Source organism: Streptomyces sp. NBC_01381 (assembly GCF_026340305.1).
In the GTDB taxonomy this organism is placed as follows: Bacteria; Actinomycetota; Actinomycetes; order Streptomycetales; family Streptomycetaceae; genus Streptomyces.
This window is the reverse complement of sequence record NZ_JAPEPI010000004.1, coordinates 136,498-160,688: the sequence shown is the minus strand read 5'-3', so window position 1 is coordinate 160,688 and position 24,191 is coordinate 136,498. Positions and strand designations below refer to the sequence as shown.

Here is a 24,191-nt window from a genome sequence, read left to right as displayed (position 1 = left end):
GCCGGCGACACCACGCTGTACCTGGACTCGGGCGCACTGCTCGGCGACGGGGTGCACAACCGGCTGCTGCGCATCGGCGACGAGTTCGTCCAGTACACGGTGGCGGAGCAGGACGGCGACGAGTGGCGCGTGACGGGGCTGCGCCGGGCCCAGTGGGGTTCCGCCGCGACCGGGCACGCCACCGGGGACACCGCCGCGCGCGTGATCGCCAACAGCTACGCCGGTGCGATCGGCGGCAAGGGCATCATCGACGAGATCGCGGGTCGCCTCTCCACCGCCTGGAACGACACCGGGATCATGTCCAATTCGTACGACGGCGTGGAGTCGGCGTCCGAGTCCGGCTGGGCCCCCTACGGGCAGGCCCGCCTGATCAACGGCACGTACGCGAAGACGAAGGCCAAGGACGGCTTCATCACCGAGACCAGCCGCATGACGTCCAACACCTGGGACGCGCTGACCCGCGCGAGCTGGGGCGAGGTGGGCGTCACCAGCATGGACCAGGTCTTCATCAACAACGCGTTCTACAAGGCCAACTTCCTTCCCGGAATGCTCGGTTGGATCAGCCTCAAGGGCAACGAGAGCCTGCTGAGCATCGAGAGCAAGATGGCGCGGGGCGCGGGCCTCAACGCGGGGTCGGGCTTCCAGTCGTCGCTGCGCAGCCTCACCGCGGGCGGCGACAACAGTCTCCGGGTCCTCGACGCGATCAAGCAGTGGGACACGGCCCGTGACATCGGCGCGTTCAGCGAGGCGCAGAAGGCCCGCTTCCGCGACCAGTCCACCAACTGGCACCTCACGGCCGTCAAGCCGGGCAAGGAGTGGTCGCTGCAGGAACTGGACGCCGACGGCAAGCCGATCGGCGCGGCCCAGCGGGTCGTGGCCCCGGAACCGAAGCTCGGCGCCGCCCCGCTGCCCACCGCTCAGGCGGACGGTCTCTACGAGGCCAGGGTGACCACGAACACCCCGGCGACCGTGCGGTACGAGGTGACCGGCGGCGCGCTGCCCAAGGGCCTTCGCCTCAACAAGGACACCGGGGGCATCACCGGCGTCCCGGAGAACGCCACGAAGGCCGAGTTCACGATCACGGCCCGCAACACGGACGGCCTGCCGGACGCGCGGGCGAAGTACACGATCACCGTGCGCCGTTGACGTCAGCCCGGTGACACAGCTGCCCCTGGCCGAGATCGGCCAGGGGCGGTGCTGCCAGGGGCGGTGCTGCTAGGCGCCGCTCGCCTTCAGCATGTCCTCGCGCTCGACGATCTTCACGCGCTCACGGCCCTGCGGCTCGCCCAGCGCCTTCTCGGCGGCGTCGAGGCGGTACCAGCCGTCCCACGTGGTGAAGCGGACCTCCCGCTCGCCGAGGAACGCGTCCACGGCCTCCGGGTCGGGCGATGCGGGGGTGTGCAGACGGTCGTTCGCGTGGTCGTCCAGGAGGCTGGCGACCGTCTCGTTGGCGTCGCCCTTGGTGTGGCCGATCAGGCCCACGGGACCGCGGCGGATCCAGCCGGTGACGTACGTGGACTGGAGGTGCTCCCCGCTCTCCTCGATGACCCGGCCGCCCTGGTCCGGGACGGTGCCCGACGCGACGTCCCAGGGCAGCTTGGGCAGCTCGTCGGAGAGGTAGCCGACGGCGCGGTAGACGGCGCCGAGGTCCCAGTCCTTGAACTCGCCGGTGCCCTTGACGTTGCCGGTGCCGTCGAGGGCGGTGCGCTCGGTGCGCAGTCCGACGACCTTGCCGTCCGCGCCGAGGATCTCGGTGGGCGACTCGAAGAAGTGCAGGAACAGCTTGTGCGGGCGGTCGCCGATGTCGCGGATGGCCCAGTTCTCAAGCGTCTTGGCGACCATGTCGGCCTGCTTGTTGCCGCGCCGGGTGGCGATGGAGCCGTCGTCGTAGTCGATGTCCTCGGGGTCGACGATGACCTCGATGTTCGGGGAGTGGTCGAGCTCCCGCAGCTCCATGGGGCTGAACTTCGCCTGCGCGGGGCCGCGGCGCCCGAAGACGTGGACCTCCAGGGCCTTGTTCGCCTTGAGACCTTCGTGGACGTTCGCCGGGATCTCGGTGGGCAGCAGCTCGTCCGCGGTCTTGGCGAGGATGCGCGCCACGTCGAGGGCCACGTTGCCGACGCCCAGGACGGCGACCTTCTCGGCCTCCAGCGGCCAGGTGCGCGGCACGTCCGGGTGCCCGTCGTACCAGGAGACGAAGTCCGCGGCACCGTGGGAACCGTCGAGGTCGATGCCGGGTATGTCGAGGGCCCGGTCGGCCGTCGCGCCCGTGGAGAAGATCACCCCGTCGTAGAAGGTGCGCAGGTCGTCGAGGCTGATGTCACGCGGGTAGTCGACGTTGCCGAAGAGGCGGATCTGCGGCTTGTCGAGCACCTGGTGCAGGGCCGTGATGATGCCCTTGATGCGCGGGTGGTCGGGGGCGACGCCGTAGCGGATGAGGCCGAAGGGGGCCGGCATCCGCTCGAAGATGTCGATGGACACACCGGGGTCGGCAGCCACTGCGGATTTCAGCAGCGCGTCGGCAGCATAGATCCCGGCCGGGCCGGCTCCGACAATGGCTACCCGCAGAGGGCGAGGCATGTTCAGGTTCCCTTCGAGCGATGGGTGACTCGACGGGCAGCCTAAACTAAGGCAAGCCTTAGTTAGTAACCGGGTTGGCTTTATGACCCCATAAGGCTGCCTTATGGGTCGATCGGCGGCCGATCAGAGGCCGAGACCGTAGTGACCTGCCAGTACCCAGGCCTGGTCGACCATGTGGTCGATGTAGGCGGTGCTCGGCGGGCCGCCCTCCGCGGCGTTGCGGGGCTCGTCGCGGGCCCGCCGCAGGACGCCCTCCCCGATGATCGCGATCTTCCAGACCGCGAGGACGTGCCAGAAGCCCAGCTCCGGGCCCACTTCTCGGCCGCTCGCCTCCGCGTACGTGGCGATGAGCGTGTCGCGCCGGGTGAATCCGGGCAGTGCGGTCACGCCCAGGGCGGGCCGCGCGGCCGGGACCTCGCCGGGCTCCGGCCAGTAGGCGAGCAGGGTTCCCAGGTCGGCCATCGGGTCGCCGAGGGTCGACAGCTCCCAGTCCAGGGCGGCCCGTACCGCGCCGGTGCTCGGCGAGCAGATGACGTTGCGTACGTGCAGATCGCCGTGGACCAGACAGAGCGTGTGCCGCGCGGGAACGCGCCGGCGCAGCAGTTCGGTGAGCCGGTCGAGGGAGGGCAGATCGCGGGTGCGGCTCTGCTCCCACTGCCGGGACCACCGCTTCAACTGCCGCTCGGCGTAAGGGCGGTGGCTCGCGAGGTCGTGGAGACCGGTCCGCTCCAGGTCCACGGCGTGGATCGCGGCGAGGGTGCGGGCGAGCGAAGGGCCCACGCCGGCGCGGACCGGAAGGGGCAGCGCCCGCGCGATCTCCACGCTGTCCAGCACGGCCCCGTCGACGTACTCCATGACCAGTTGATCGACGCCGGCCTCGCCGCGCAGACCGACCACCGCCGGCACGGGGACCTGCGTGCCGGCGAGCGCCGCCAGGATGCGGTGCTCGCGGGCGATGTCGTGGGCCGTGGGGAGCAGCGAGCCGTGCGGGGGACGGCGCAGCACCCAGCTGGAGCCGCCCCTCGCGTCGTCGATCCGGTAGGTGAGGTTGCTCTGGCCGAGGCCGACGCGCCGGGCGGTGAGCGGCCCGGTCACCTGCTCGCCGCGCCCGGCCAGCCATGCGGCGAGCGCTTCGAGGTCGATGTCCCGCGCCGCCCCGGACCGGGCGTCGGCCGCCCTCATACGGCTCCTGGGCCCAGGAGCTGCCCCCCGTCGACGACGAGGGTCTCGCCGGTGATCCAGCGCGCGCCGTCCCCGGCGAGGAAGGCGATCGCGGAGCCGATGTCCTCCGGTTCACCGATCCGGCCGAGCGGGGTCGCCGCGGCGACCGTCGCCTCGCGCTCCTGCCACAGTGCCTCGGCGAGCCGGGTCCGTACGACGCCGGGCGCGATGGCGTTGACCCGGACCTTCGGGGCGAGTTCCAGGGCGAGTTGCTTGGTGAGGTGGATGAGCGCGGCCTTCGACACGTGGTAGATCCCGACGTCGGCGGCGACCGAGTAGCCGCCGATCGAGGCGGTGTTGACGACGCAGCCGCCGTGCTCCCCCATCCACGCCTTCACCGCGAGCGACGTCCACAGGATCGGCGCCCACAGGTTGACGTCCATCGTCTTGCTGAAGCGGCCGTGGTCCTGGTCGATGACCGGGCCGTACGCCGGGTTCGTACCGGCGTTGTTGACGAGGATGTCGAGCCGCCCGTACGTCCCGATGACGAAGTCGACGCAGGCGCGCGCGGCCTCCTCGTCGGTGGCGTGCGCGCCGAACCCGACCACGCCGTCGCCGAGTTGGGCGGCCGCCTCCTTGGCGCGCTCCTCGCTGCGGGAGGTCACGACGACCTGCGCGCCCTGGTCGCGCAGGGCCGCGGCGGCCGCGAGGCCGATGCCTCGCGACGCTCCGGTGACGACGGCGACCTTGCCGTCGAGCGGGCCGCTCACCGCGCGGCCCGCTCGTTCTCACGGCGGCGCAGTTCCCGCACCGCGATGGTGCGCTTGTGCACCTCGTCGGGGCCGTCGGCCAGGCGCAGGGTGCGCAGATGGGCGTACATGCTGGCGAGGGGGAAGTCGTCGGAGACTCCCCCGCCGCCGTGCACCTGGATGGCGCGGTCGACGACCTTCAGGGCGACCTCGGGAGCGGCGACCTTGATCGCGGCGATCTCCGTGCGGGCCTGCTTGTTGCCGACGGTGTCCATCAGGTACGCGGCCTTGAGGGTGAGGAGCCGCGCCATGTCGATCTCGATGCGGGCCTCGGCGATCCAGTCCTGGATGTTGGCCCGGTCGGCGAGCGGCGCACCGAACGTCGTACGCGACTGCGCGCGGTCGATCATCAGGTCGAGGGCGCGCTCGGCCATGCCGATCGAGCGCATGCAGTGGTGGATGCGGCCGGGGCCGAGCCGCGCCTGGCTGATCATGAAGCCGTCGCCCTCGCCCGCGAGCAGCGCCGTGACCGGCACGCGTACGTTCTCGAAGAGCACCTCGGCGTGGCCCTCGCGGTCCTGGTAGCCGAAGACCGGGAGGCCGCGCAGGACGGTGACCCCAGGAGTGTCGAGGGGCACGACCATCATGCTCTGCTGGCGGTGGCTCGGCCCTTCCGGATCGGTCTTGCCCATCACGATCAGGACCTTGCAGTTCTGGTGCAGGGCGTTGGAGGTCCACCACTTGCGGCCGTTGAGGACGTACTCGTCGCCGTCGCGCTCCATCCGCATCTCGATGTTGCGGGCGTCGGAGCTGGCGACCGCCGGCTCGGTCATCGCGAACGCGGAGGCGATCTCACCGGCGAGCAGCGGCTTGAGCCACTTCTCCTTGTGCTCCTCGGTGCCGAAGAGGGTGAGGACCTCCATGTTGCCGGTGTCCGGGGCGTTGCAGTTGGTCGCCTCGGGTGCCAGGTGGGCGCTGCGGCCCATGATCTCGGCGAGCGGCGCGTACTCCAGGTTGTTCAGGCCCGGACCCCATTCGGGGTGCGGGTGGAAGAGGTTCCACAGCCCTTGCTTCTTCGCCTCGGTCTTCAGCTCCTCGATGACCGGGGGCTGGAAGTGCGGATCGCCGGACTCGGCCATCTGCGCCTCGTAGACGGCCTCGGCGGGGTAGATGTGCTCGTCCATGAAGGCGAGCAGCTTGTCCTGGTACTCCTTGGCACGGTCGGAAAGGTCGAACACGAATCCTCCAACGGTCAGATGCTCACGGTGTCATGGGGCGGCCGACGGCACGAGCAGCCGCGCGAGTGCGGCGGCCGTCGTGGCGGCATCGCGGTGCACTACGCCGGCGATGCCGATGCGGTGCGCCGCGGTGATGTTCTGTTCCAGGTCGTCGACCATCACGGTGTCCTCCGGGCGTGCGCCGAGGCGCTCGCAGGCGATGGCGTAGGCGCGGCGCGACGGCTTGCGCACACCGATCTCGCCGGACACGGTCACCGCGTCGAACATGGCGGGCAGGTCGAAGCCCGCGTAGCAGTTGTCGCCCAGGGAGTTGGAGAGCAGACCGACGCGGTGTCCGTCGGCCCGCATCTTCGCCACGAGGGCGATCATGTCCGGGTCCGGGCGCAGTTGCGCCTGCATCCGGCCCACCAGGCCCTCGCCCACGGCCGGCACGCCGTGGGCCCGCAGCCGCGCGGCGAAGCCGTCCTCGAACTCCCGCTCCCCGATGCGCCCTTCCTCGTGCGCGACCAGCAGTGCGCTGCTCTCCTCGTCCTTCGACAGGAGCCGCAGCAACAGCCGCCGCTCAGCGCCGAGTTCCGCGCCCAGTTCCTCGAAGGCGGCGACCACGCTGGTGGTGAGTACGCCGCCGAAGTCGAACAAGACGGCGCTGCGGGTACGTTCCTCACTCATCGCACTGCCTCCTGGTAGCGCCGCATGCCGCGCAGCCACCGGTCGTAGTCACTGCCCTTGTGCCGGAAGAAGTCGAGGACCTGCGGATGCGGAAGCACGAGGAACCGCTCGTCCCCGATCGCCTCCGTCACGCGATCGGCGACATCGAGGGGCGAAAGCACCTCTCCGGCGTCCAACACGGCCTGGGCGGCGGCCCGTTCGACGGGATCATCCGACCTCGAGCCCGCCCTGAGCAGCTCGGTCTCGACACCCTGCGGGCACAGGCAGCTGACCCGTACGCCTTCGTTTCCGTACGTCACCGAGAGCCACTCGGCGAACGCGACCGCTCCGTGCTTGCTGACGGCATACGTCGCCGAGCCGATCTGCGTGAGCAGGCCCGCGGCCGACGCGGTGCTGAAGAAGTAGCCGCTGCCGCGCTCCAGCCAGCCGGGCACGAGGAGCTTCGCGGCGCGTACGTGCGCCATCACGTTGACGTCGAGCGCCCGGCTCCATTCCGCCTCGCTCGCGTCGAGGCCCGGGCCGCCGCCGACTCCGGCGTTGGCGAAGTACAGGTCGACCGGACCGAAGCGCTCGCCGGCCGCGGCGATCAGGCGCTCCAGGTCCGCCGTCGATGCGGCGTCCGCCGCGTCACCGGACACCCTCTCCTCGCCGTGCGCGCCGGCCAGCCGCTTCACCGTCGCCGCGAGCCGGCCGTCGTCGAGGTCGGTCAGCAGGACGCCCCGAGCGCCGTGCTCGAGGAGGCGTTGCGCGATGGCGGCGCCGATGCCGCCCGCCGCGCCGGTGACGATCGCGACTCTCCCGTTGATCTGCACGAACTCTCCCACTCGGTAACCCGAAGTAGTCCGGATCTTCCCTGGCGTCCTCTCACCGTAGTTGAATCCGATGTCAACTTCAATGCATGTGGCGCGCCGGCAGCTCGGCCTGCCCCGGGTGGCCTTCCGTGCGTCACTTGGGGTCAAGGGGGCGGAACGCGGGTGCGCGGCGCTCCAGATAGCTGGTGACGCCCTCGGTGGCGTCGGGATGCCGGAAGGCCTCCGGCATGAGGGCGTCCGCCGCGCCGGCCGCCGTGGCGAAGTCGGTGTCGAGCGCCTGGAGGACCTGCCGCTTCATGACGCTCATGGATGTGGGCGAGCACCAGGTGGCCAGTTCCGTGGCGTAGTCGACCGCAGCGTCGAGGAGCAGTTCCGGCTCGACGACCCTGTTGACCAGACCCATCTCGTACGCCTCGGTCCCGCGCACCACGCGTCCGGAAAGGAGCAGATCCATGGCCCGTCCTGGCCCGACGAGCCGGGGCAGCAGCCAGGCGATGCCGTACTCGGCGATCAGGCCGCGCCGCGCGAACGCCGTGGTGAGCTTGGCGTCCGGCGTGCTCAGGCGGATGTCGCAGTACAGGGCCTGGACGAGGCCGAGGCCTGCCGCGGCCCCGTTGATCGCCGCGATCAGCGGTTTGCGCAGGGTCAGCGGGAACCAGCGCGGGCGCTCGCGCTTCGGCAGTTCCAGCGCGGCCAGGTCCGTCGCCGCGCCGACCTCGCCGACCTGCCGCAGGTCGTCCATGTCCGCTCCGGCACAGAAGCCGCGCCCCGCTCCGGTCAGGACGATCGCGCGCACCTCGGGGTCGGCGTCCGCCTCGGCGAGCAGCGCGAAGCAGCGGGCTTCCAGCTCGTCGTTCCAGGCGTTCAGCCGCTCCGGGCGGTTCAGGGTCAGCACGAGGACGGGTCCACGCCGCTGGGCGATGACCGTTTCCCGTGACTCCGTCCGACTGCTTCCGGTCACTGTCGTGGCCTCCTTCTGAACGCTTCTCGCTCCGCGCCGTGACCCGCCCTGTATATTTGAACCCAACGTCAAGTTCAATACTTTGAACATGCCCCTCACCAGCGGGAGTTCTGCACATGACGACACACATGCCGATCAGCGAGTGGGAGAGCGTCGCGGCGAGGGACGTCGCGACCAACGGCATCACGCTCCGGGTCTTCGAGCACGGGGAGGGCCGCCCCGGCAGGCCTCCGGTGGTGCTCTGCCACGGCTTTCCGGAGCTCGCGTTCTCCTGGCGGCACCAGGTCAGCGCGCTCGCGGCCGCGGGGCACCGCGTGCTGGTCCCCGACATGCGGGGGTACGGCGGCAGTTCACGCCCCGAGGACGCCGACGCGTACGACGCGCTGACGCTCTGCGCCGACCTCGCCGGGCTCCTGGACGACATCGGGGCGGACGACGCGGTCTTCGTGGGGCACGACTGGGGTTCCATCGTCGTCTGGCAGATGGCCTCGGCGTACCCGGAGCGCGTTCGCGCGGTGGTGGGGATGAGCGTGCCGGCGACGCCGCGTGCCCCTGCCCCGCCGCTGCCGATCCTGCGCTCGCGCTTCGGCGACGACTTCTACATCGTCTGGTTCCAGGAGCCGGGCGTCGCCGACCGGGCCCTGAGCGAGAACGTCCGCAGGACGCTCGTCACCAGGGAGATCTACTCCGCCGCGTGGGCCGCGAAGCCCGACGAGCAGCTGCCGCCTCCCGCGTGGCTGAGCGATGAGGAGCTCGCGTACTACGTGAAGGCGTTCGAGGAGACGGGGTTCACCGGCGGCCTCAACTACTACCGCAACCTGGACCGCACTTGGGAGCTCACGGAGCACCTGGACGGCCGGCTCATCGCACAGCCGTCGCTGTTCATCACCGGATCGAAGGACCCCGTGGGGAAGTTCATGCCCGCGCACGGCCTCGACCGCGTCCTCACCGATCTGCGCGGCCATGTCGTCCTGGACGGGGCGGGCCACTGGATCCAGCAGGAGCGCGCCGACGAGGTCAACGCCGCGCTGCTCGACTTCCTGTCCGGCCTGGGCTGATAGCATCCGCAGCCACCGGTTACGTATGTGTTCGAACGACAGTGAATGGATCGCAGTGGCTGCCCAGGCCCCGGCCGCAGACGGCGGCCAGAAGCAACCGATCACACCACGCAGCGCACGCGGTGTCAGGACGCGCAACGCCCTGATCACGGCCGCCCGTGAGGTCTTCGAGCGTGACGGATATCTGGACGCCCGGATCACGGACATCTCCAAGGCGGCCCATGTCGCATCCGGGTCCTTCTACACGTACTTCAACAGCAAGGAAGAGATCTTCCAGGCGCTCGTCGAGCAGGTGCAGGAGGAGATGCTCCACCCGCACCTGCGCGAGCGCACCGGCATCACCGACACCCGCGAGCTCATCGACGCCTCGAACCGCGAGTATCTGCGCGCGTACAAGAAGAACGCGCGCCTGATGGCGCTGTTCGAGCAAGTCGCCCAGATCGACGAGCAGTTCATGGCGCTGCGCATCGAGCGCGGCAACGCCTTCGCCCGCCGCAACGCCAAGCTGATCAGCGCGCTGCAGGAGAACGGCGAGGCCGACACCAGCCTGGATCCGCTGGTGACGGCACACGCGCTTTCGGTCATGGTGAGCCGTATGGCGTACATGGTGTTCGTGCTGGGCCAGCGCATCCCGTTCGAGCGGCTCGTCACGACGCTCAACAAGATCTGGGAGAACGGGCTCCAGCTGAAGGACGCCGAACCGGAGACGTAGAGCGCCCGTATCTGATCAGAAGGGCTCAGAAGGGCTTGGTCGGCAGGTACTTGCCGTCCAGGGTGATGACGGCGCGCTCGCCGCCCTCGGGGTCGGCGACCTTCTTCACGTCCAGCTTGAAGTTGATGGCGCTGATGATGCCGTCGCCGAACTCCTCGTGGACCAGGGCCTTCAGCGTCGTGCCGTAGACCTGGAGCATCTCGTAGAAGCGGTAGATCGTCGGGTCGGTGGGGATGCCGCCGTCGATGGAGCCGCGGGTCGGGATGGTCTGCAGGAGCAGCGCGGCGTCGTCGTCCAGGCCGAGGAGTTCGGCGACGGCCTTTGCCGACTGCTCGGGCAGGGCGTGCTGGCCGAGCACGGCAGCGGTGACGAAGGCGACCGAGAGGCCGGCGGCGTCGGCGATCTGCTGCCAGGACAGGTCCTTGCGGAGCTTGGCCTCGACGGCGGTCGTGGCGAGGGTCTGACGTGCGGTGGGGTCGAACTGGGCGTGCAGCATGGGGAGGGTTTCCTTTCGGGAGGGTTCTGCTTTTGGTCTGCTGGCTCAGGCCACGAGTTTTGGTCCTCTGGCTCAGGCCACGAGCGTGGCCGTGCGGCCGGTGGCGTCCAGTTCCTCGACGGTGCCGGTGGGGATGTCGTAGACCCAGCCGTGCAGAGTGAGCGTCCGCGCGGCCAGGGCGCGGGCCACCGAGGGGTGGGTCGCCAGATTCGCCAGCTGGGCGCGCACGTTCTCGCGCACCAGAGCGTCCACCTCGCGCTCGCCGGTCTCCGCGCTGACGCGGGCCCGTGAGGCGTCCGCGTGCCGCAGCCAGTCGGCGACCGCGGGAGCGCCGGTCAGGTCGTGGTTCTCGGCGAGCGCGGTCATCGCGCCGCAGGCGGAATGACCGCACACCACGACGTCGGTGACCCCGAGGACGGCGACGGCGTACTCGATGCTGGCCGCCACTCCGTCCGAGCCGGGAGTGTGGGCGGGGACGAGATTGCCGGCGGTGCGGATCACGAACAGCTCGCCCGGCTCGCTCTGGGTGATCAGCTCCGGCACCACCCGGGCGTCGGAGCAGCTGATGAACAGCGTCGTCGGCCGGTGGGTCGCGGCCAGCTCGGCGAAGAGCTCCGCCTTTGCCGGATAGACATCGCGCCGAAATCGCGTGACGCCCTCGGTGAGGTCTGGCATGGTCACTCCCTTCCTGGCTGCCCGCTCTGTGGGGCGGCGCTGCCGCTCTGTGGGGCGGCGAGATCCACCATGCACGACCTGCACCTATAGCGTCCAAGACGCAATATCCATGACTCCTATCGATGCGATCTATAGTTCCGTCTATGCTGGAGGGCATGGCTCCGGAGCTCCGTCATCTGCGCTATCTGCTCGCCGTCGCCGAGCACGCCAACTTCACCCGCGCCGCCGAGGAGCTGCGGGTGTCCCAGCCGACGCTGTCCCAGCAGATCAAGCAGCTCGAGCGCGCCGTGGGCACACAGCTCCTCGACCGCACCGGGCGGACCGTCCGGCTCACCGACGCCGGCGAGACCTACGCCCATTACGCCCGCAGGGCCCTGCGGGACCTCGCCGCGGCCGAACGGGCCGTCCTGGACGTCGCCGATCTCTCCCGCGGGCATCTGCGCCTGGCGATCACCCCGACGTTCACCACCTACCTCGTCGGCCCCCTCGCTGCGGAGTTCCACACCCGCCACCCCGGCATCACGCTGGACGTCAAGGAGATGACGCAGGAACGCATCGAGGCCGGGCTCCTCGCCGACGAGCTGGACCTCGGCATCGCCTTCCACGGCCCGCACGCACCCGGCATCATGGCCACCGCCCTGTTCACCGAGACCCTCGGCCTGGTCGTCGCCGCGGCCCGGCACTCCGGCAGCGACAGCGAAGCGCCTCTGCCCGTCGGCGAGTTGACGGAGCACCAACTCGCGCTCCTCAGCGGGGACTTCGCCACCCGCACCCATATCGACGGCTACTTCACCGCGCACGGGGTGCGGCCGCGCATCGCCGTGGAGGCCAACTCCATCCAGGCGCTCACCGAGATCGTCCGGCGCACCGACCTGGCGACGGTGCTGCCCGACGCCGTCACGCACGACCACCCCCATCTGACCCAGGTCCCGCTGGACCCTCCCCTGCCGGCCCGGACCGTCACGCTCCTGCACCGCGACAACGCGTACCGCAGCTCCGCGGCCCGCGCCTTCACCCGCGTCACCGAACAGCTCGTCGCGGCCCGCGCCTACGCCCCCGCCTGAGGCGGCCGCCCCCTCAAGAAGTTTCGAACAGTACGATGTGCGCTTCCTGCCCGACCACCAGTGGAGCACCCAGTGACGGCCGAACCCCCCAGCCTCTTCCAGGTCATCGGCGCACCCCACCCGGACATCGCGGCCCTGCCGCCCGCCGCCCCCTGCGAGCCGGGCGTCAGCGTGCTGCGCGGGATCCCCTACGACGTGCCCGAGGGCTGCCGCCCGCTGGAGCTCGACCTGTGGCTGCCCGAGAAGGCCGGCCAATCCCCCACGCCCGCCCCGCTGGTGCTCTTCGTGCACGGCGGTGCCTGGCGCCGGGGACGGCGCGACGACATGGGACTGCACACGCGTTCGTGGTCGCCCGGTCCCTTCGCGCGCATAGCGGCGGCGGGCTTCGCGGTCGCCTGCGTCGACTACCGGCTCAGCGGCGAGGCCGTCTTCCCCGCCCCGCTTGACGACCTGCGCGCCGCCCTGCGGTGGCTCACGCTGCGCTCCGCTGAGCTCGGCATCGACACCGGGCGGACGGTGGTGTGGGGAGAGTCCGCGGGCGGGCACCTCGCCTCCCTCCTCGCGCTCACCCAAACCGAACCGCCGGTCGCGGGCGGCGTCATCTGGTACGCGCCGAGCGATCTGACCACCGCCCGCGGCAGCTACGACCCGTCGGACCCCGCGTCCCCCGAAGCGCTGCTGCTGGGCGCGGCCCCTTCCTCCGTACCCGAGCTCGCCCGCGCGGCCAGCCCGCTCGCCCGGGCCCACGCCGACGCACCACCGCTCCTCCTCGTCCACGGCGAGGACGACCGCATGGTGAACCGCACCCACAGCGAGGCCCTGGCCGATCGCCTGCGCGAGGCCGGCGCACCCGTCGAACTCTGGACGATCCCGGGCTCCGACCACGTCTGGTACGGACTGACCGAGGCGCAGGCGGATGACATCTTCAGCCGCTCACTCGCCTTCGCGGGCGGAGTCACGGACTGACGGCGGCCGGGCGACGCCGGGGCGCAGGTCCCTCAGGCCGGCATCCCGCGCTCGGCAAGGCCGCTCTCGTACGCGATGATGACGAGCTGCGCGCGGTCGCGGGCGGTCAACTTGGCCAGGAGGCTGCCCACATGGGTCTTCACCGTCGGCAGGCTGATCACCAGGTGTGCGCCGATCTCGGCGTTCGAAAGGCCGTTGGCGATCAGCACGAGCACCTCCTGTTCCCGCTTGGTGAGCCCCACGAGGCCGGGTGCCCGCCGGTCGGGTTCGGTGCGGCCCGAGTGGTCCGCGATGAGGCGGCGGGTGACCGTCGGCGCCAGGACGCCCTCGCCGGTGGCCACGACGCGGATGCCCGCGACGAGGTCGGACGGTGAGGCGTCCTTCAGCAGGAATCCGCTCGCGCCCGCCCGAAGGGCCGGGTACACGTACTCGTCCATGTCGAACATCGTGAGCGCGAGCACCCGCACCCCCGCCAAGGCCTCGTCGGAGCAGATGTGCCGCGTGGCGGCGATGCCGTCCAGCACGGGCATGCGGAGATCCATCAGGACCACGTCCGGGACCAGCTCCCGGGCCAGTTCCACCGCTGAGGCGCCGTCCGCCGCCTCGCCGACCGTCGTCATCCCGGGCGTGGCATCGATGAGCACACGGAAGCTGCCGCGCAGCAGCGCCTGATCGTCCGCGATCAGCACTCGGATCGCATCGGCCATCCCGCGTTCCTCGCATGCTGTTCAACGGGCCTTTGGATGCGGCGACTTTAACAGTGCGGTCTCTCGTCAGGCATCCCATCGGCGGTGCCTCACACAGCCCAGAACGAGCGCCGTCACCGTCCAGACGAGCAGCACCGCGCCCCCGGTGTACGCGTCGCCCGCGTCGACGGTCAGCATCCGCGCGCCGGCCCGGTCGGGGAAGTACCGCGCCACCTCCTTCGTGGCCCCGATGACGGAGAGGATCTGGGACCCCGCGAGCACCATCGGCAGCAGGATCGCCAGCGGGACGACGGCGCTGCGGGCCGCCGCGGCCGCGCCCGCGGCGAACAGGCTCATCAGCGTCAGATACAGCACCGCCCCGGCCAGCGCCCGGGGCACGCCCTCCGCCCCGATCGAGGCACCGTGGGATCCCAGGGCGAGCTGAGTGACCAGGTAGCCGGCGACGGTGACCGGGATCGCGACGAGCAGGGCGGCCGTTGCCGTGACGGCCATTTTCGCCGCGTACAGCCTGCCGCGCCGGGGCACGGCGAGCAGCGAGACCCGCATCATCCCCGACCCGTACTCGCTGCTGACGACGAGCACACCGAACACGATCAGCGCGAGCTGCCCGTAGAGGATTCCGTCGAGGCCGGCCTGCTCGGCGGTGAAGCCGTCGCGCAGCATGCCGCGGTCGGATTCCAACGCCGACCTCGCCGACCAGCCGTCCAAGGCGGCGATGAGGAGACTCAGCGGGATGAAGAGCAGCAGCGCGAGGAACGTGCCGCGGACACCGCGCACTTTGGTGAACTCAGCCCGGACGGCTGCGAGCGTCTCAGCCACGGCTGCCCCCGACGAGCGAGAGGAAGATGTCCTCCAGGGAGCCGGTACGGGTGCTCAGTTCGTCGAGCGCGACACCGCACGCCGCGGCGAGGCGGCTGATGTCGCCCGCGGAAAGACCGCCGACCTCCAGACTGCCGTCCGCCGCGAGAACGGGCACGGCTCCCCTGCGTTCCAACTCACGTGCCAGCAGGGTGGGTTCAGAGGTCCGCACGCGTACGTATGACCGCGCATGGGTCCGGATGAAGTCCACCATGCCGGTGTCCGCGAGGAGTTGACCTCGGTCGATGACGATCACATGGTCGGCGACCAGGGACATCTCGGTCATCAGATGACTGGATACGAAGACGGTGCCGCCCTCGGCGGCCCGCGTGCGCAGCAGTTCACGCAGCCGGCGGATGCCTTCCGCGTCCAGGCCGTTGGACGACTCGTCGAGCACCAGGACGGGCGGGTCGCCGAGCAGGGCGGCGGCCAGGCCGAGCCGTCGTCCCATGCCGAGGGAGAAGGCTCCGGTCCGCTGCCGGGCCGCGTGCGTCAGACCGACCAACTCCAGTACCTCGCCGACCCGTTGCCGTGGGATCCGGTTGCTCTGCGCCAGCCACCGCAGATGGTCGACGGCCGTGAGGCTGCGGTGCGGGGCCGACGCGTCGAGGAGGGCGCCGACGTGCCGGGCCGGGTGGCGCAGTTCGCGGTAGTCGCGCCCGCCGATCCGCGCGGACCCGCCGTCCGGGTGCGTCAGGCCGAGCATCATCCGCATCGTGGTGGACTTACCGGCCCCGTTGGGCCCGAGGAACCCCGTGACGGCACCCGGTCGCACCGTGAAGGTGAGACCGCCGACGACGGTGTGCTCCCCGTACCGCTTGGTCAAGTTCTGGACGTCGATCACACGGCAAGTCTCGCCACGAACGGTGGCCCATGCATCGGCCCCGGGTCGGGATGGGCGGGACGCCCCGGGTGTACCGAACCCATACCTGCGAATGAGTCCGGATCAGTACGGCAGTGCCGCCGTCACCCGGAAGCCGCCGCCCGCCCGCGGCCCGGCGGTGAGGGTGCCGCCGTGTGCGGTGACCCGCTCCCGCATCCCGACCAGGCCGAGGCCGCCGCCGGGGGCAGCGGGGCGGTGCGCGGCACCCGCGGCGGGCCCATCGTCGTAGACATCAACCGTCAACACACCACCCTCTGCCCTGAGTTGGATCCGGCAGCTGGTCGGCGCCGCATGCTTCACGACGTTGGTCAGGGCTTCCTGCACGATCCGGTACGCGGCCGTCGCGACGCCGTCCGGAGGCCCCTCGTCGCAGCGGGAGTCCAGCTCGACACGGACTCCCGCCGCCTCGGCGGCCCGCACCAGCCGCGGCAGATCGGCGAGCCCCGGCGCAGGACCGAGGTCCTCGTCGGCCTCCCCGTCGCGCCGCAGCACCTTGAGCGTGGCCCGCAGGTCGCGCAGTGCCGTGCGGCCGACGTCCTCGATCACCGTCAGGGCTTCCCGCGCCTCCTCCGGGTGGCTGTCGACCACGTGGTTGGCGATCCCGGCCTTGACCGCGATGAGGCCCACGCTGTGCGTGACGACGTCGTGGAGGTCACGGGCGATGCGCAGCCGCTCCTCGACCTTCGCCCGCTCGGCCGTCTCCTCGATGACGCGCCGTACGCTCTCCCGGCGTTCCCTGACGGACGACCCCGCCGCCCAGGTCGCGCCGAGGACCAGCAGCCCGAACACGGCCTGCACCACGCGGGTCCCGCCGTCGTAGTCCCGGCCTCCGGTCAGCGTCAGCAGGGCGGCTCCGGTCGCGCACGCCCCGCCGATGAAGACCGCGGACGGCCCCGCCTTCCGCCGCCACTCCACCGCCACCGAATACAGCGCGTACGCGGCGGCGAGGAACGAGGTCGGCCCGAGTCCGAACGGCAGCGCCGCGCAGGCGGCGACGAGCACGAACGCGAAGACCGGCACGGGCCACAGCCGACGGACGGCGACCGGCAGCGCGGCGCTCAGGGAAAGGACCAACACGGCTGCGTCGCTCGCCTCGCCGCTCAAAGTGTCCCGCAGTGGGGCCAGTTGAGGCAGCAGCGCGAGACCGAGTGCCGCCGGCGCATCGAGCAGGATCAGGCGCCGCTGCCGGACATCCCGCACGTTCACTGCGCGGTCGGCTGTGGCCTGACGGTCAGCATCTGGTGCGCGTATCCGACAGGTCCGGTGGCGTCGTGCAGGACCGTGCTGGTGACGCCGTGCCCCGAGCCTCCGAAGACGACCGTCGTGTCGAGGCCCGTCCAGGGGCCTTCGGGCTGCCGGTACAGGTGCAGGGTCAGGTCGACGTTCGGGTACATCCAGGCGGTCGGCGGCTGGCGTACGGCGATGCCGTTGGCGGTGTCGACGAGGCCCACGTACGACGCGAGCGGACTTGCGCTCTCGCCCGCGACGAGGTCAAGTGCCGTGGAGATCCAGGCGGTTGTACGTCCCGGCTGCGGCGGGGACAGCGGACGTACGTCGATGGAGGCGATGTAACCGCCGGGCCAGAGGGCTGCCATCTCCCACGGGGCGACCTCGTCGGGCGGGGTGAGCGGGGCCGGGGCGCCGCCCGCAACAAAGCTCGTGTCGAGCGCGGCGAGGAGCCAGGCGCGGGCGCGGACCACCGCTCGTCCCGCGACCAGCACGGTGGCCTCGATCAGCTCGATGGTGCGGCCGGGGCGGACGGTCTCCACCTGGATCTCGCACTCGTCGAGCGCGAGGCGCCCCAGGATGTCGAAGCTGATCCGGCCGATGACCAGGCCGGTGTCCGCGGCCTTGCCGGTGGTCCTGTCGGCCAGATGGCGTTCGATGGCGTGGACGACGAGGCCGCCGAGCGGACTGAAGTGCAGCTCGTCGGGGTCCCAGGCGCCGCTCGCGTGGACGGTGGGCTTGTAGCGGTGCTCGTCTATCCGCTCGTAGTAGCTGTCCGGAACCGGTGCGCCGGTGTTCAACGGGCCTCCTCTGTCGTGCCTTCGGTGATCGTACGGCGCCTCCTGTCACCGCCTGCACGCAGAACGGCGTCCGGTCCGGCCCACGGGGGCCGGACCGGACGCCGTCGTCCTCTACGCCTCAGGCCAGGTCGAACCGGTCCAGGTTCATGACCTTGTCCCACGCCTTGACGAAGTCCTGCACGAACTTCCCCTTCGCGTCATCGCTCGCGTAGACCTCCGCGACCGCACGCAGCTCGGAGTTCGAGCCGAAGACGAGGTCGGCACGGGTGCCGGTCCACTTGACCGCGCCCGTGGCGGCGTCGCGGCCCTCGAACGTGTCCTGGGCCTCGGACGTCGACTTCCACTCCGTGCCCAGGTCGAGCAGGTTGACGAAGAAGTCGTTGGTCAGCGTCCCGGGGTTGGTGGTGAGGACGCCGTGCTTCGACTGCTGGTGGTTGGCGCCGAGGACGCGCAGACCACCGACGAGGACCGTCAGCTCGGGGGCGCTGAGGGTCAGCAGGTTCGCCCTGTCGAGCAGCAGGTACTCGGCGCCGAGGCGGTTGCCCTTGCCGATGTAGTTGCGGAACCCGTCGGCGCGCGGCTCGAGCGCGGAGAACGACTCCACGTCCGTCTGCTCCTGCGACGCGTCGGCGCGGCCCGGCGTGAACGGGACCTCGATCTCGACGCCGCCGTCCTTGGCGGCCTGCTCGACACCGGCGGCGCCGGCCAGCACGATCAGGTCGGCGAGCGAGATCTGCTTGCCGCCGCTCTGGGCCGAGTTGAAGGAGCCCCTGATCCCTTCCAGGGTGCGCAGCACGGTCGCCAGCTCGTCGGGCTGGTTGACCTCCCAGCCGCTCTGCGGCTCCAGGCGGATGCGGGCGCCGTTGGCACCGCCGCGCTTGTCGCTGCCGCGGAAGGACGAGGCCGACGCCCACGCGGTGGACACCAGCTGGGAAACCGTCAGGTCCGATGCGAGGACCTGGCTCTTGAGGGCGGCGATGTCCGCCGCGTCGACGAGCTCGTGCGTGACCGCGGGCAGCGGGTCCTGCCACACCAGCTGCTCCGCCGGGACCTCCGGGCCGAGGTAGCGCACGATCGGGCCCATGTCGCGGTGGGTCAGCTTGAACCAGGCGCGGGCGAAGGCGTCCGCGAACTCCTCGGGGTTGTCCTTGAAGCGCCGCGAGATCTGCTCGTAGGCCGGGTCGAACCGGAGCGAGAGGTCGGTCGTGAGCATCGTCGGCGCGTGGGTCTTCGACGCGTCGAAGGCGTCGGGGACGGTGCCCGCCCCTGCGCCGTCCTTCGGACGGTACTGGTACGCGCCGGCCGGGCTCTTGAACAGCTCCCACTCGTAGCCGAAGAGGATCTCGAAGAAGCTGTTGTCCCAGGTGACCGGGGTGTTCGTCCAGATGCCCTCGAGACCGCTGGTGATCGCGTCGGCGCCCACACCGGTGCCGTTCGTGCTCTTCCAGCCGATGCCCTGCTGCTCCATCGGGGCGGCCTCGGGGTCGGGACCGACCTTGTCCGCGTCACCCGCGCCGTGGGTCTTGCCGAAGGTGTGGCCGCCCGCGATCAGGGCCACCGTCTCCTCGTCGTTCATCGCCATCCGGCGGAACGTCTCACGGATGTCGCGGGCCGCGGCGATCGGGTCCGGGTTGCCGTTGGGGCCCTCGGGGTTGACGTAGATGAGGCCCATCTGGACAGCGCCGAGCGGGTCCTCGAGCTCCCGGTCGCCGGTGTAGCGCTCGTCGTCGAGCCAGGTGGTCTCGGGACCCCAGTAGACGTCCTCGTCGGGCTCCCAGACGTCGGGGCGGCCGCCGCCGAAGCCGAAGGTCTTGAAGCCCATCCCCTCCAGGGCCACATTGCCGGTGAGGATCATGAGGTCGGCCCAGGAGAGGCTCTGGCCGTACTTCTTCTTGACCGGCCACAGCAGACGGCGGGCCTTGTCGAGGCTCGCGTTGTCCGGCCAGCTGTTGAGCGGGGCGAAGCGCTGCTGGCCGGCCCCGGCGCCGCCGCGGCCGTCGCTGATGCGGTAGGTGCCCGCGCTGTGCCAGGCCATCCGGATCATCAGCGGGCCGTAGTTGCCGAAGTCGGCGGGCCACCAGTCCTGCGAGGTGGTGAGCACCTCGGCGATGTCGCGTTTCACCGCGGGCAGGTCGAGGGTCTTGAAGGCCTCGGCGTAGTCGAACTCCTCGCCCAGCGGGTTCGCCACTGCGGGGTTCTTGGCGAGGATCTTCAGGTTGAGCCGGTCCGGCCACCACTGGCGGTTTCCGCCGCCCTGGGTCGGGTGCGGTGCGCGTCCGTGCGCGACCGGGCAGCCGCCTGTCTCCTCCGGCTTCGGGTCGGTGACGATCGCGTCATGGTTCTCAGTCATGGGAATCCTTCCGGACGGGGCGGATCACAAAGCTCAAGAACTGCGGAGTGGTACATAGGTCGGGGCACGGGCCGCCGAAGGCGGGGTGGTCACCGACCGGGCACCGGCGCGCACACGGACGATGCGCTCGGGGTCGACGGGGGCAGGTTTCTCCAGCAGGATCTGGTCCTCGAACGGCTCCAGGCCGAGGACTCCCGCCTGCTCGCCGTACCGATGGTCGGCGAGCGGTGCGCCGGATGCCGCGTCGAGCGGACCCGTCTGCTGAAGTCACGCGCTTTTCCCTGCTGTTGCCCTGTCCCTTGGCTGTCGGCCGGATCCGATCCTACGATGGACCAAGTCCAAGTCAATACGACAGACAGGGCGCCGTACGGATTCATTCGTCGGACGATGCTCAACGACGCAAAGTTAGGCTGGTGGACATGAGCGACCTGCTCGAACGGCTCCGCGGACGTGGCTGGCGGATGACCGCTCAGCGCCGGGTGGTCGCCGAGGTGCTCGACGGCGAACACGTCCATTTCACCGCGGACGAGGTGCTCGCGCGCGCCACCGCCCGGCTGCCGGAGATCTCCCGCGCCACCGTCTACAACACCCTCGGTGAGCTCGTCTCGCTCGGCGAAGTGATCGAAGTGGCCACCGACGGCCGCGCCAAGCGTTACGACCCGAACGCCCACCATCCGCACCAGCACCTGATCTGCTCCGGCTGCGGCGCCATCCGGGACGTACATCCCGACGGCGACCCGCTGACGGCGCTGCCGCCCTCCGAACGGTTCGGCTTCCAGGTGTCCGATGTCGAGGTGACCTATCGAGGGCTGTGCCCGGAGTGCGCCGGGTAACTCACGGTGCCCGTGCGGCTGTTCCGGCACGCCGGGGCCGCCGACACCGGGCCGACCGTCCTTTGCTGTCAGGTGTCCGATGAACCAGTCCCTGGCCAGGTCGGCCACCTGGTCCAGGGCTCCGGGTTCCTCGAAGAGGTGCGTGGCCCCCGGGACGATCTCGAGCCGGTTCTCGCAGCGCAGTTCCGCCTGGGCGGCACGGTTGAGGTCGACCACCATCGGGTCGTGCCCGCCGACGATCAGCAGGGTCGGTGCGCGTACGTCGCCGAGGCGGGGCGCGGCGAGATCGGGCCTGCCGCCCCGGGAGACCACGGCGCCGACAGCCGTGTCATCGGCCGCATCGTCAGCGGCTGCCCGCAGCGCCGCCGCGGCCCCCGTGCTGGCTCCGAAGTAGCCGATCGCCAAGGACTCGCGCTGCCGCAGCCAGCGGGTGGCCCCCGACAGCCGCGCGGCCAGCGTGTCGATGTCGAAGACGTTCGCCCGGTCGCCCTCCTCGGCGGGAGTCAGCAGGTCGAAGAGGAGCGTGCCGAGGCCCGCCGCGCGCAGGGCCGACGCCACCGACCGGTTGCGCGGGCTGTGCCTGCTGCTGCCGGAGCCGTGGGCGAACATCACCACCGCGCGGGCGCCCTCCGGCAGAGCGAGGTCTCCGACAAGACCGATACCGCCCGCGTCGACCTCGACCTCAACCTCGGCCTCGACGGGTCGGGACCGGGCGGCCTGCGCCAGGTATGCGATCACTTCCTCGTCGGTGGTCTGCGAGAAGTCCCGGTACCACTGGCCCACGGAGCCGAACAGGTCCGGCGCGGCCAGGCACACCACTTCATCCGCCACCTCGCGCAGCCGGTCCAGCGTGTCCGCCGGAGCGGTCGGCACGGCGAGCACCACGCGGGCCGCGCCCTGTGCCCGTGCGACCCGGCAGGCGGCAGCGGCCGTGGCGCCGGTCGCGATCCCGTCGTCCACCACGATCACCGTGCGGCCCTCGACCGCCGTCCGAGGCCGCCCGTCGCGGTACCGCCGCGCCCGCCGCAGCAGCTCCTGTTCCTCCCGGCGCTCGACCGCGGCGCGCTCCGCGGGCCGGATGCCGCAGTGGCGCACGATCTCCTCACTGATGACGCGTACGCCGCCTTCGCCGATCGCCCCGAAGCCCAGTTCCGGCTGGTAGGGGACGCCGAGCTTGCGGACCACGATCACATCGAGCGGGGCGCCGAGCGCCCGCGCCACCTCGAAGGCCACCGGTAGGCCGCCTCTGGGCAGGCCCAGGACGACCGGCCTTTCCTTCCGCAGGTGCCGCACCGCTCCGGCCAGGCGGCGCCCGGCATCCACACGGTCGCTGAACAGCACAGTGTTCGCCCCATCTCGTTCGGCACCTTCCATTGTCGCGCTCCGACCGCGCCCGCGGCGGCACACGGCGCGACAATGGAGGTGCGGAAAGCGCCCGCCCTGGCGGAGAGGCGGGATGGAGATGCCGTACGTAACGGTCACCGCCCTGAGCCACCCGGGGCTCATGCGCGATCACAACGAGGACAGTCTGGCCGTCGGGCCATGGACGCTGTGCGGAACCGTGACCGAGAACCCGCAGACGCTGGGGTTCCCGCTCGGTACGCCGCTCGTCGTGGCGGTCGCCGACGGCATCGGCGGCCAGCCGGCCGGCGAGGTCGCCAGCAGCCTCGTCGTCCGGCACCTGGCTTCGCTCGGACCCACCCTGGACAGCGAACAAGCCGTGCGTGACGCACTGGACGCCTGCAATCACTCCGTGTACGCGGTGGCCGACGGCGACCCGGAGCTGATCACCATGGGGACGACGGTCGCGGGGGTCGTGGTCCTCCCGACGGAACTGCTTGTGTTCAACGTCGGTGACAGCAGAGTGCTCGACGTGAGCGGCGGCCATGCGGCGCTGCACCGGATGAGCGTCGACGACAGCCCGGCACCGGAGCCCGGCCGGCGCACCACGTCGATCGTCACGCAGTCGCTCGGCGGCGCTCCGCGGTTCACCGCGATCACTCCGCACATCAGCACGACGCCCCTCACCACGGGGCGACGCTACTTGGTGTGCACCGACGGCCTGACCGACCCCGTGCCCGAGGAAACGATCGACGAGGTGCTGCGGGCCCAGGACGGCGGGCGGGCGGCCTTCGGACTGTGGAAGTCCGCCATCGAGGCCGGCGGCCCCGACAACATCACCCTCGCGCTGATCGGCATCGTCGACTAATCGGCTCATCGACCCCACGACACCCCAGGGAGAGCCCGCATGACCACGCTGTTCGTCTGCGGCGACGTCATGCTCGGCCGTGGTGTGGACCAGATACTGCCGCACCCCGGCGACCCGGAGCTGCGCGAGCGATATGTGCGGGACGCCAACGGTTACGTCGCCCTGGCGGAGGCGGTGAACGGGCCCATCCGGCGGCCGGTCGACTTCGCGTGGCCCTGGGGAGACGCGCTGGAGGTCCTTGCGGCGGCCGCGCCCGACGCCCGTGTCATCAACCTGGAGACCAGCGTCACGCGCGGAGGCTCGTTCACGCCGGGCAAGGGCATCCACTACCGGATGCATCCCGGCAACGTCCCCTGCCTGGCGGCCGCCCGGCCCGACGTCTGCGTCCTGGCCAACAATCACGTCCTTGACTTCGGCCGCAGCGGGCTGACGGAGACGCTCGACTCACTGGCCGACGCACGGCTGCGGACGGCCGGCGCGGGCCAGGACGCAGACGCGGCGAGCCGCCCGGCGATCGTCCCGCTCGACGGAAACCACCGGCTCCTGGTCTTCGCCTTCGGCATGCCGTCCAGCGGCGTTCCGTACGGCTGGGCGGCGGCCGAAGACCGCAGCGGGGTGAGCTTCGTGGCCGGCGCGTCCGACGCCGCCGCTGCCGAAGTGGCCGACCGCGTACGGCGGACCAAGCGTCCGGGCGACATCGCGATGGTCTCGGTCCACTGGGGCTCCAACTGGGGGTACCGGGTGCCCCGGGACCAAGTCGCCTTCGCGCACGCCCTGATCGACGCCGGAGCGGATGTCGTGCACGGCCACTCATCGCACCACCCTCGCCCCCTGGAGACGTACCGGGGCAAGCTCGTCCTGTACGGCTGCGGCGATTTCATCAATGACTACGAGGGCATCACCGGGTACGAGGAGTACCGCGACGACCTGCGGCTCCTCTATCTGGCCTCACTTGAACCCGGCACGGGCCGGCTCGTCGAGCTGCGCATCGTCCCGCTGCAGTCCCGGCGCATGTGTCTGCGCCACGCCTCATCGGAGGACGCCGGGTGGCTGCGCGCCCTCCTCGACCGGATCGCCACGGGGTTCCGTCCCTGCGTGGCCACCGACTCGGAGCTCACCTTGCGGGCGGCCGGGGGTCAGATGCGGTCGGCGGCGATGAGGGGGTAGCTCGATGCGCTCGGCC

At 70.9% G+C, this 24,191-nt stretch carries 23 protein-coding genes and 1 pseudogene; 8 read left to right on the top strand and 16 right to left on the bottom strand.

The features are described 5' to 3' along the window. The first annotated feature begins 51 nt into the window (after positions 1 to 51). Positions 52 to 1,146 (top strand): Ig domain-containing protein, encoded by a 1,095-nt coding sequence (locus OG453_RS41990; RefSeq protein ID WP_266874054.1) that lies wholly within the window; start codon positions 52 to 54, stop codon positions 1,144 to 1,146. Between the two features lie 69 nt (positions 1,147 to 1,215). On the opposite strand, the gene OG453_RS41985 is transcribed toward OG453_RS41990, so the two are convergent. From OG453_RS41985 to OG453_RS41955, 7 genes are all read right to left on the bottom strand, one after another. Then, positions 1,216 to 2,580, bottom strand: a complete 1,365-nt coding sequence (locus OG453_RS41985; protein ID WP_266874053.1) for an FAD-dependent oxidoreductase — start codon at positions 2,578 to 2,580, stop codon at positions 1,216 to 1,218. Positions 2,581 to 2,703: 123 nt separating this feature from the next. Beyond that, positions 2,704 to 3,762 carry a phosphotransferase family protein gene (locus OG453_RS41980; RefSeq protein ID WP_266874052.1) on the bottom strand — a complete coding sequence of 353 codons (1,059 nt, stop codon included), beginning with the start codon at positions 3,760 to 3,762 and terminating at the stop codon, positions 2,704 to 2,706. Next, complete coding sequence (locus tag OG453_RS41975) at positions 3,759 to 4,511, bottom strand: SDR family oxidoreductase (protein WP_266874051.1); 753 nt, start codon at positions 4,509 to 4,511, stop codon at positions 3,759 to 3,761. The genes OG453_RS41980 and OG453_RS41975 overlap by 4 nt, the downstream gene beginning before the upstream one ends. Beyond that, positions 4,508 to 5,728 (bottom strand): acyl-CoA dehydrogenase family protein, encoded by a 1,221-nt coding sequence (locus tag OG453_RS41970; RefSeq protein ID WP_266874050.1) that lies wholly within the window; start codon positions 5,726 to 5,728, stop codon positions 4,508 to 4,510. The genes OG453_RS41975 and OG453_RS41970 overlap by 4 nt, the downstream gene beginning before the upstream one ends. 30 nt (positions 5,729 to 5,758) lie before the next feature. Beyond that, on the bottom strand, positions 5,759 to 6,397 hold the full coding sequence (locus OG453_RS41965) for an HAD family hydrolase (RefSeq protein ID WP_266874049.1): 639 nt from the start codon (positions 6,395 to 6,397) through the stop codon (positions 5,759 to 5,761). After that, the gene (locus OG453_RS41960; protein ID WP_266874048.1) at positions 6,394 to 7,209 is read right to left on the bottom strand and encodes an SDR family oxidoreductase; all 816 of its coding nucleotides are present in this window, start codon (positions 7,207 to 7,209) and stop codon (positions 6,394 to 6,396) included. The genes OG453_RS41965 and OG453_RS41960 overlap by 4 nt, the downstream gene beginning before the upstream one ends. 133 nt (positions 7,210 to 7,342) lie before the next feature. Then, positions 7,343 to 8,170 (bottom strand): enoyl-CoA hydratase-related protein, encoded by an 828-nt coding sequence (locus OG453_RS41955; RefSeq protein WP_266874047.1) that lies wholly within the window; start codon positions 8,168 to 8,170, stop codon positions 7,343 to 7,345. A gap of 116 nt (positions 8,171 to 8,286) precedes the next feature. Here OG453_RS41955 and OG453_RS41950 point away from each other — a divergent pair, with 116 nt between their 5' ends. Together OG453_RS41950 and OG453_RS41945 are read left to right on the top strand one after the other, a co-directional pair. Continuing rightward, positions 8,287 to 9,228 carry an alpha/beta fold hydrolase gene (locus tag OG453_RS41950; protein WP_266874046.1) on the top strand — a complete coding sequence of 314 codons (942 nt, stop codon included), beginning with the start codon at positions 8,287 to 8,289 and terminating at the stop codon, positions 9,226 to 9,228. A 55-nt stretch (positions 9,229 to 9,283) separates the two neighbouring features. Then, positions 9,284 to 9,940, top strand: coding sequence for a TetR/AcrR family transcriptional regulator (locus tag OG453_RS41945; protein WP_266874045.1), 657 nt, complete (start codon positions 9,284 to 9,286; stop codon positions 9,938 to 9,940). A 25-nt stretch (positions 9,941 to 9,965) separates the two neighbouring features. Here OG453_RS41945 and cynS read toward each other — a convergent pair whose 3' ends face one another. Further along, entirely contained in the window at positions 9,966 to 10,436 is a 471-nt protein-coding gene (gene cynS, locus OG453_RS41940; protein WP_266874044.1) for a cyanase, read from the bottom strand. 72 nt (positions 10,437 to 10,508) lie between these two features. Next, positions 10,509 to 11,111: a carbonic anhydrase gene (locus tag OG453_RS41935; protein WP_266874043.1), complete on the bottom strand. Its 603-nt coding sequence runs from the start codon at positions 11,109 to 11,111 to the stop codon at positions 10,509 to 10,511. A gap of 155 nt (positions 11,112 to 11,266) precedes the next feature. On the opposite strand from OG453_RS41935, the gene cynR reads away from it, so the two are divergent. Together cynR and OG453_RS41925 are read left to right on the top strand one after the other, a co-directional pair. Continuing rightward, positions 11,267 to 12,175, top strand: a complete 909-nt coding sequence (gene cynR, locus OG453_RS41930; protein ID WP_266874042.1) for a transcriptional regulator CynR — start codon at positions 11,267 to 11,269, stop codon at positions 12,173 to 12,175. Between the two features lie 72 nt (positions 12,176 to 12,247). Then, positions 12,248 to 13,141 carry an alpha/beta hydrolase gene (locus OG453_RS41925; protein ID WP_266874041.1) on the top strand — a complete coding sequence of 298 codons (894 nt, stop codon included), beginning with the start codon at positions 12,248 to 12,250 and terminating at the stop codon, positions 13,139 to 13,141. Positions 13,142 to 13,173: 32 nt separating this feature from the next. Here the strand turns inward: OG453_RS41925 and OG453_RS41920 are convergent, their stop codons facing one another. From OG453_RS41920 to katG, 6 genes are all read right to left on the bottom strand, one after another. Next, positions 13,174 to 13,848: a response regulator transcription factor gene (locus OG453_RS41920; RefSeq protein ID WP_266874040.1), complete on the bottom strand. Its 675-nt coding sequence runs from the start codon at positions 13,846 to 13,848 to the stop codon at positions 13,174 to 13,176. A gap of 66 nt (positions 13,849 to 13,914) precedes the next feature. After that, complete coding sequence (locus OG453_RS41915; protein ID WP_266874039.1) at positions 13,915 to 14,667, bottom strand: ABC transporter permease; 753 nt, start codon at positions 14,665 to 14,667, stop codon at positions 13,915 to 13,917. Further along, positions 14,660 to 15,550 (bottom strand): ABC transporter ATP-binding protein, encoded by an 891-nt coding sequence (locus tag OG453_RS41910; RefSeq protein ID WP_266874038.1) that lies wholly within the window; start codon positions 15,548 to 15,550, stop codon positions 14,660 to 14,662. Before OG453_RS41910 ends, OG453_RS41915 begins: the two co-directional genes overlap by 8 nt. Before the next feature lie 102 nt (positions 15,551 to 15,652). Further along, positions 15,653 to 16,795 (bottom strand): sensor histidine kinase, encoded by a 1,143-nt coding sequence (locus OG453_RS41905; RefSeq protein ID WP_266874037.1) that lies wholly within the window; start codon positions 16,793 to 16,795, stop codon positions 15,653 to 15,655. Next, a complete protein-coding gene (locus OG453_RS41900; RefSeq protein WP_266874036.1) occupies positions 16,792 to 17,616 on the bottom strand; it encodes a thioesterase family protein in 825 nt (274 codons plus the stop codon). The genes OG453_RS41905 and OG453_RS41900 overlap by 4 nt, the downstream gene beginning before the upstream one ends. Before the next feature lie 118 nt (positions 17,617 to 17,734). Further along, positions 17,735 to 19,966, bottom strand: a complete 2,232-nt coding sequence (gene katG, locus OG453_RS41895) for a catalase/peroxidase HPI (RefSeq protein WP_266874035.1) — start codon at positions 19,964 to 19,966, stop codon at positions 17,735 to 17,737. A gap of 419 nt (positions 19,967 to 20,385) precedes the next feature. Between katG and OG453_RS41890 the strand changes: the two genes are divergently transcribed. Next, on the top strand, positions 20,386 to 20,799 hold the full coding sequence (locus OG453_RS41890; RefSeq protein ID WP_266874359.1) for a Fur family transcriptional regulator: 414 nt from the start codon (positions 20,386 to 20,388) through the stop codon (positions 20,797 to 20,799). A 69-nt stretch (positions 20,800 to 20,868) separates the two neighbouring features. Here OG453_RS41890 and OG453_RS41885 read toward each other — a convergent pair. Continuing rightward, positions 20,869 to 22,140, bottom strand: a pseudogene (locus OG453_RS41885) (alpha/beta family hydrolase); the annotation flags it as partial. Positions 22,141 to 22,261: 121 nt separating this feature from the next. On the opposite strand from OG453_RS41885, the gene OG453_RS41880 reads away from it, so the two are divergent. Both OG453_RS41880 and OG453_RS41875 read left to right on the top strand, forming a co-directional pair. Then, positions 22,262 to 23,008 carry a PP2C family serine/threonine-protein phosphatase gene (locus tag OG453_RS41880; protein ID WP_266874034.1) on the top strand — a complete coding sequence of 249 codons (747 nt, stop codon included), beginning with the start codon at positions 22,262 to 22,264 and terminating at the stop codon, positions 23,006 to 23,008. Between the two features lie 39 nt (positions 23,009 to 23,047). Further along, positions 23,048 to 24,175 (top strand): CapA family protein, encoded by a 1,128-nt coding sequence (locus tag OG453_RS41875; RefSeq protein ID WP_266874033.1) that lies wholly within the window; start codon positions 23,048 to 23,050, stop codon positions 24,173 to 24,175. Positions 24,176 to 24,191: the final 16 nt, after the last annotated feature.

Coding starts and splice junctions, on each gene's coding strand:
- OG453_RS41985 (WP_266874053.1), bottom strand. CDS start 2,580: ATGCCTCGCCCTCTGCGGGTAGCCATTGTCGGAGCCGGCCCGGCCGGG.
- OG453_RS41980 (WP_266874052.1), bottom strand. CDS start 3,762: ATGAGGGCGGCCGACGCCCGGTCCGGGGCGGCGCGGGACATCGACCTC.
- OG453_RS41965 (WP_266874049.1), bottom strand. CDS start 6,397: ATGAGTGAGGAACGTACCCGCAGCGCCGTCTTGTTCGACTTCGGCGGC.
- OG453_RS41950 (WP_266874046.1), top strand. CDS start 8,287: ATGACGACACACATGCCGATCAGCGAGTGGGAGAGCGTCGCGGCGAGG.
- cynS (WP_266874044.1), bottom strand. CDS start 10,436: ATGCTGCACGCCCAGTTCGACCCCACCGCACGTCAGACCCTCGCCACG.
- OG453_RS41935 (WP_266874043.1), bottom strand. CDS start 11,111: ATGCCAGACCTCACCGAGGGCGTCACGCGATTTCGGCGCGATGTCTAT.
- cynR (WP_266874042.1), top strand. CDS start 11,267: ATGGCTCCGGAGCTCCGTCATCTGCGCTATCTGCTCGCCGTCGCCGAG.
- OG453_RS41920 (WP_266874040.1), bottom strand. CDS start 13,848: ATGGCCGATGCGATCCGAGTGCTGATCGCGGACGATCAGGCGCTGCTG.
- katG (WP_266874035.1), bottom strand. CDS start 19,966: ATGACTGAGAACCATGACGCGATCGTCACCGACCCGAAGCCGGAGGAG.
- OG453_RS41890 (WP_266874359.1), top strand. CDS start 20,386: ATGAGCGACCTGCTCGAACGGCTCCGCGGACGTGGCTGGCGGATGACC.
- OG453_RS41880 (WP_266874034.1), top strand. CDS start 22,262: ATGCCGTACGTAACGGTCACCGCCCTGAGCCACCCGGGGCTCATGCGC.
- OG453_RS41875 (WP_266874033.1), top strand. CDS start 23,048: ATGACCACGCTGTTCGTCTGCGGCGACGTCATGCTCGGCCGTGGTGTG.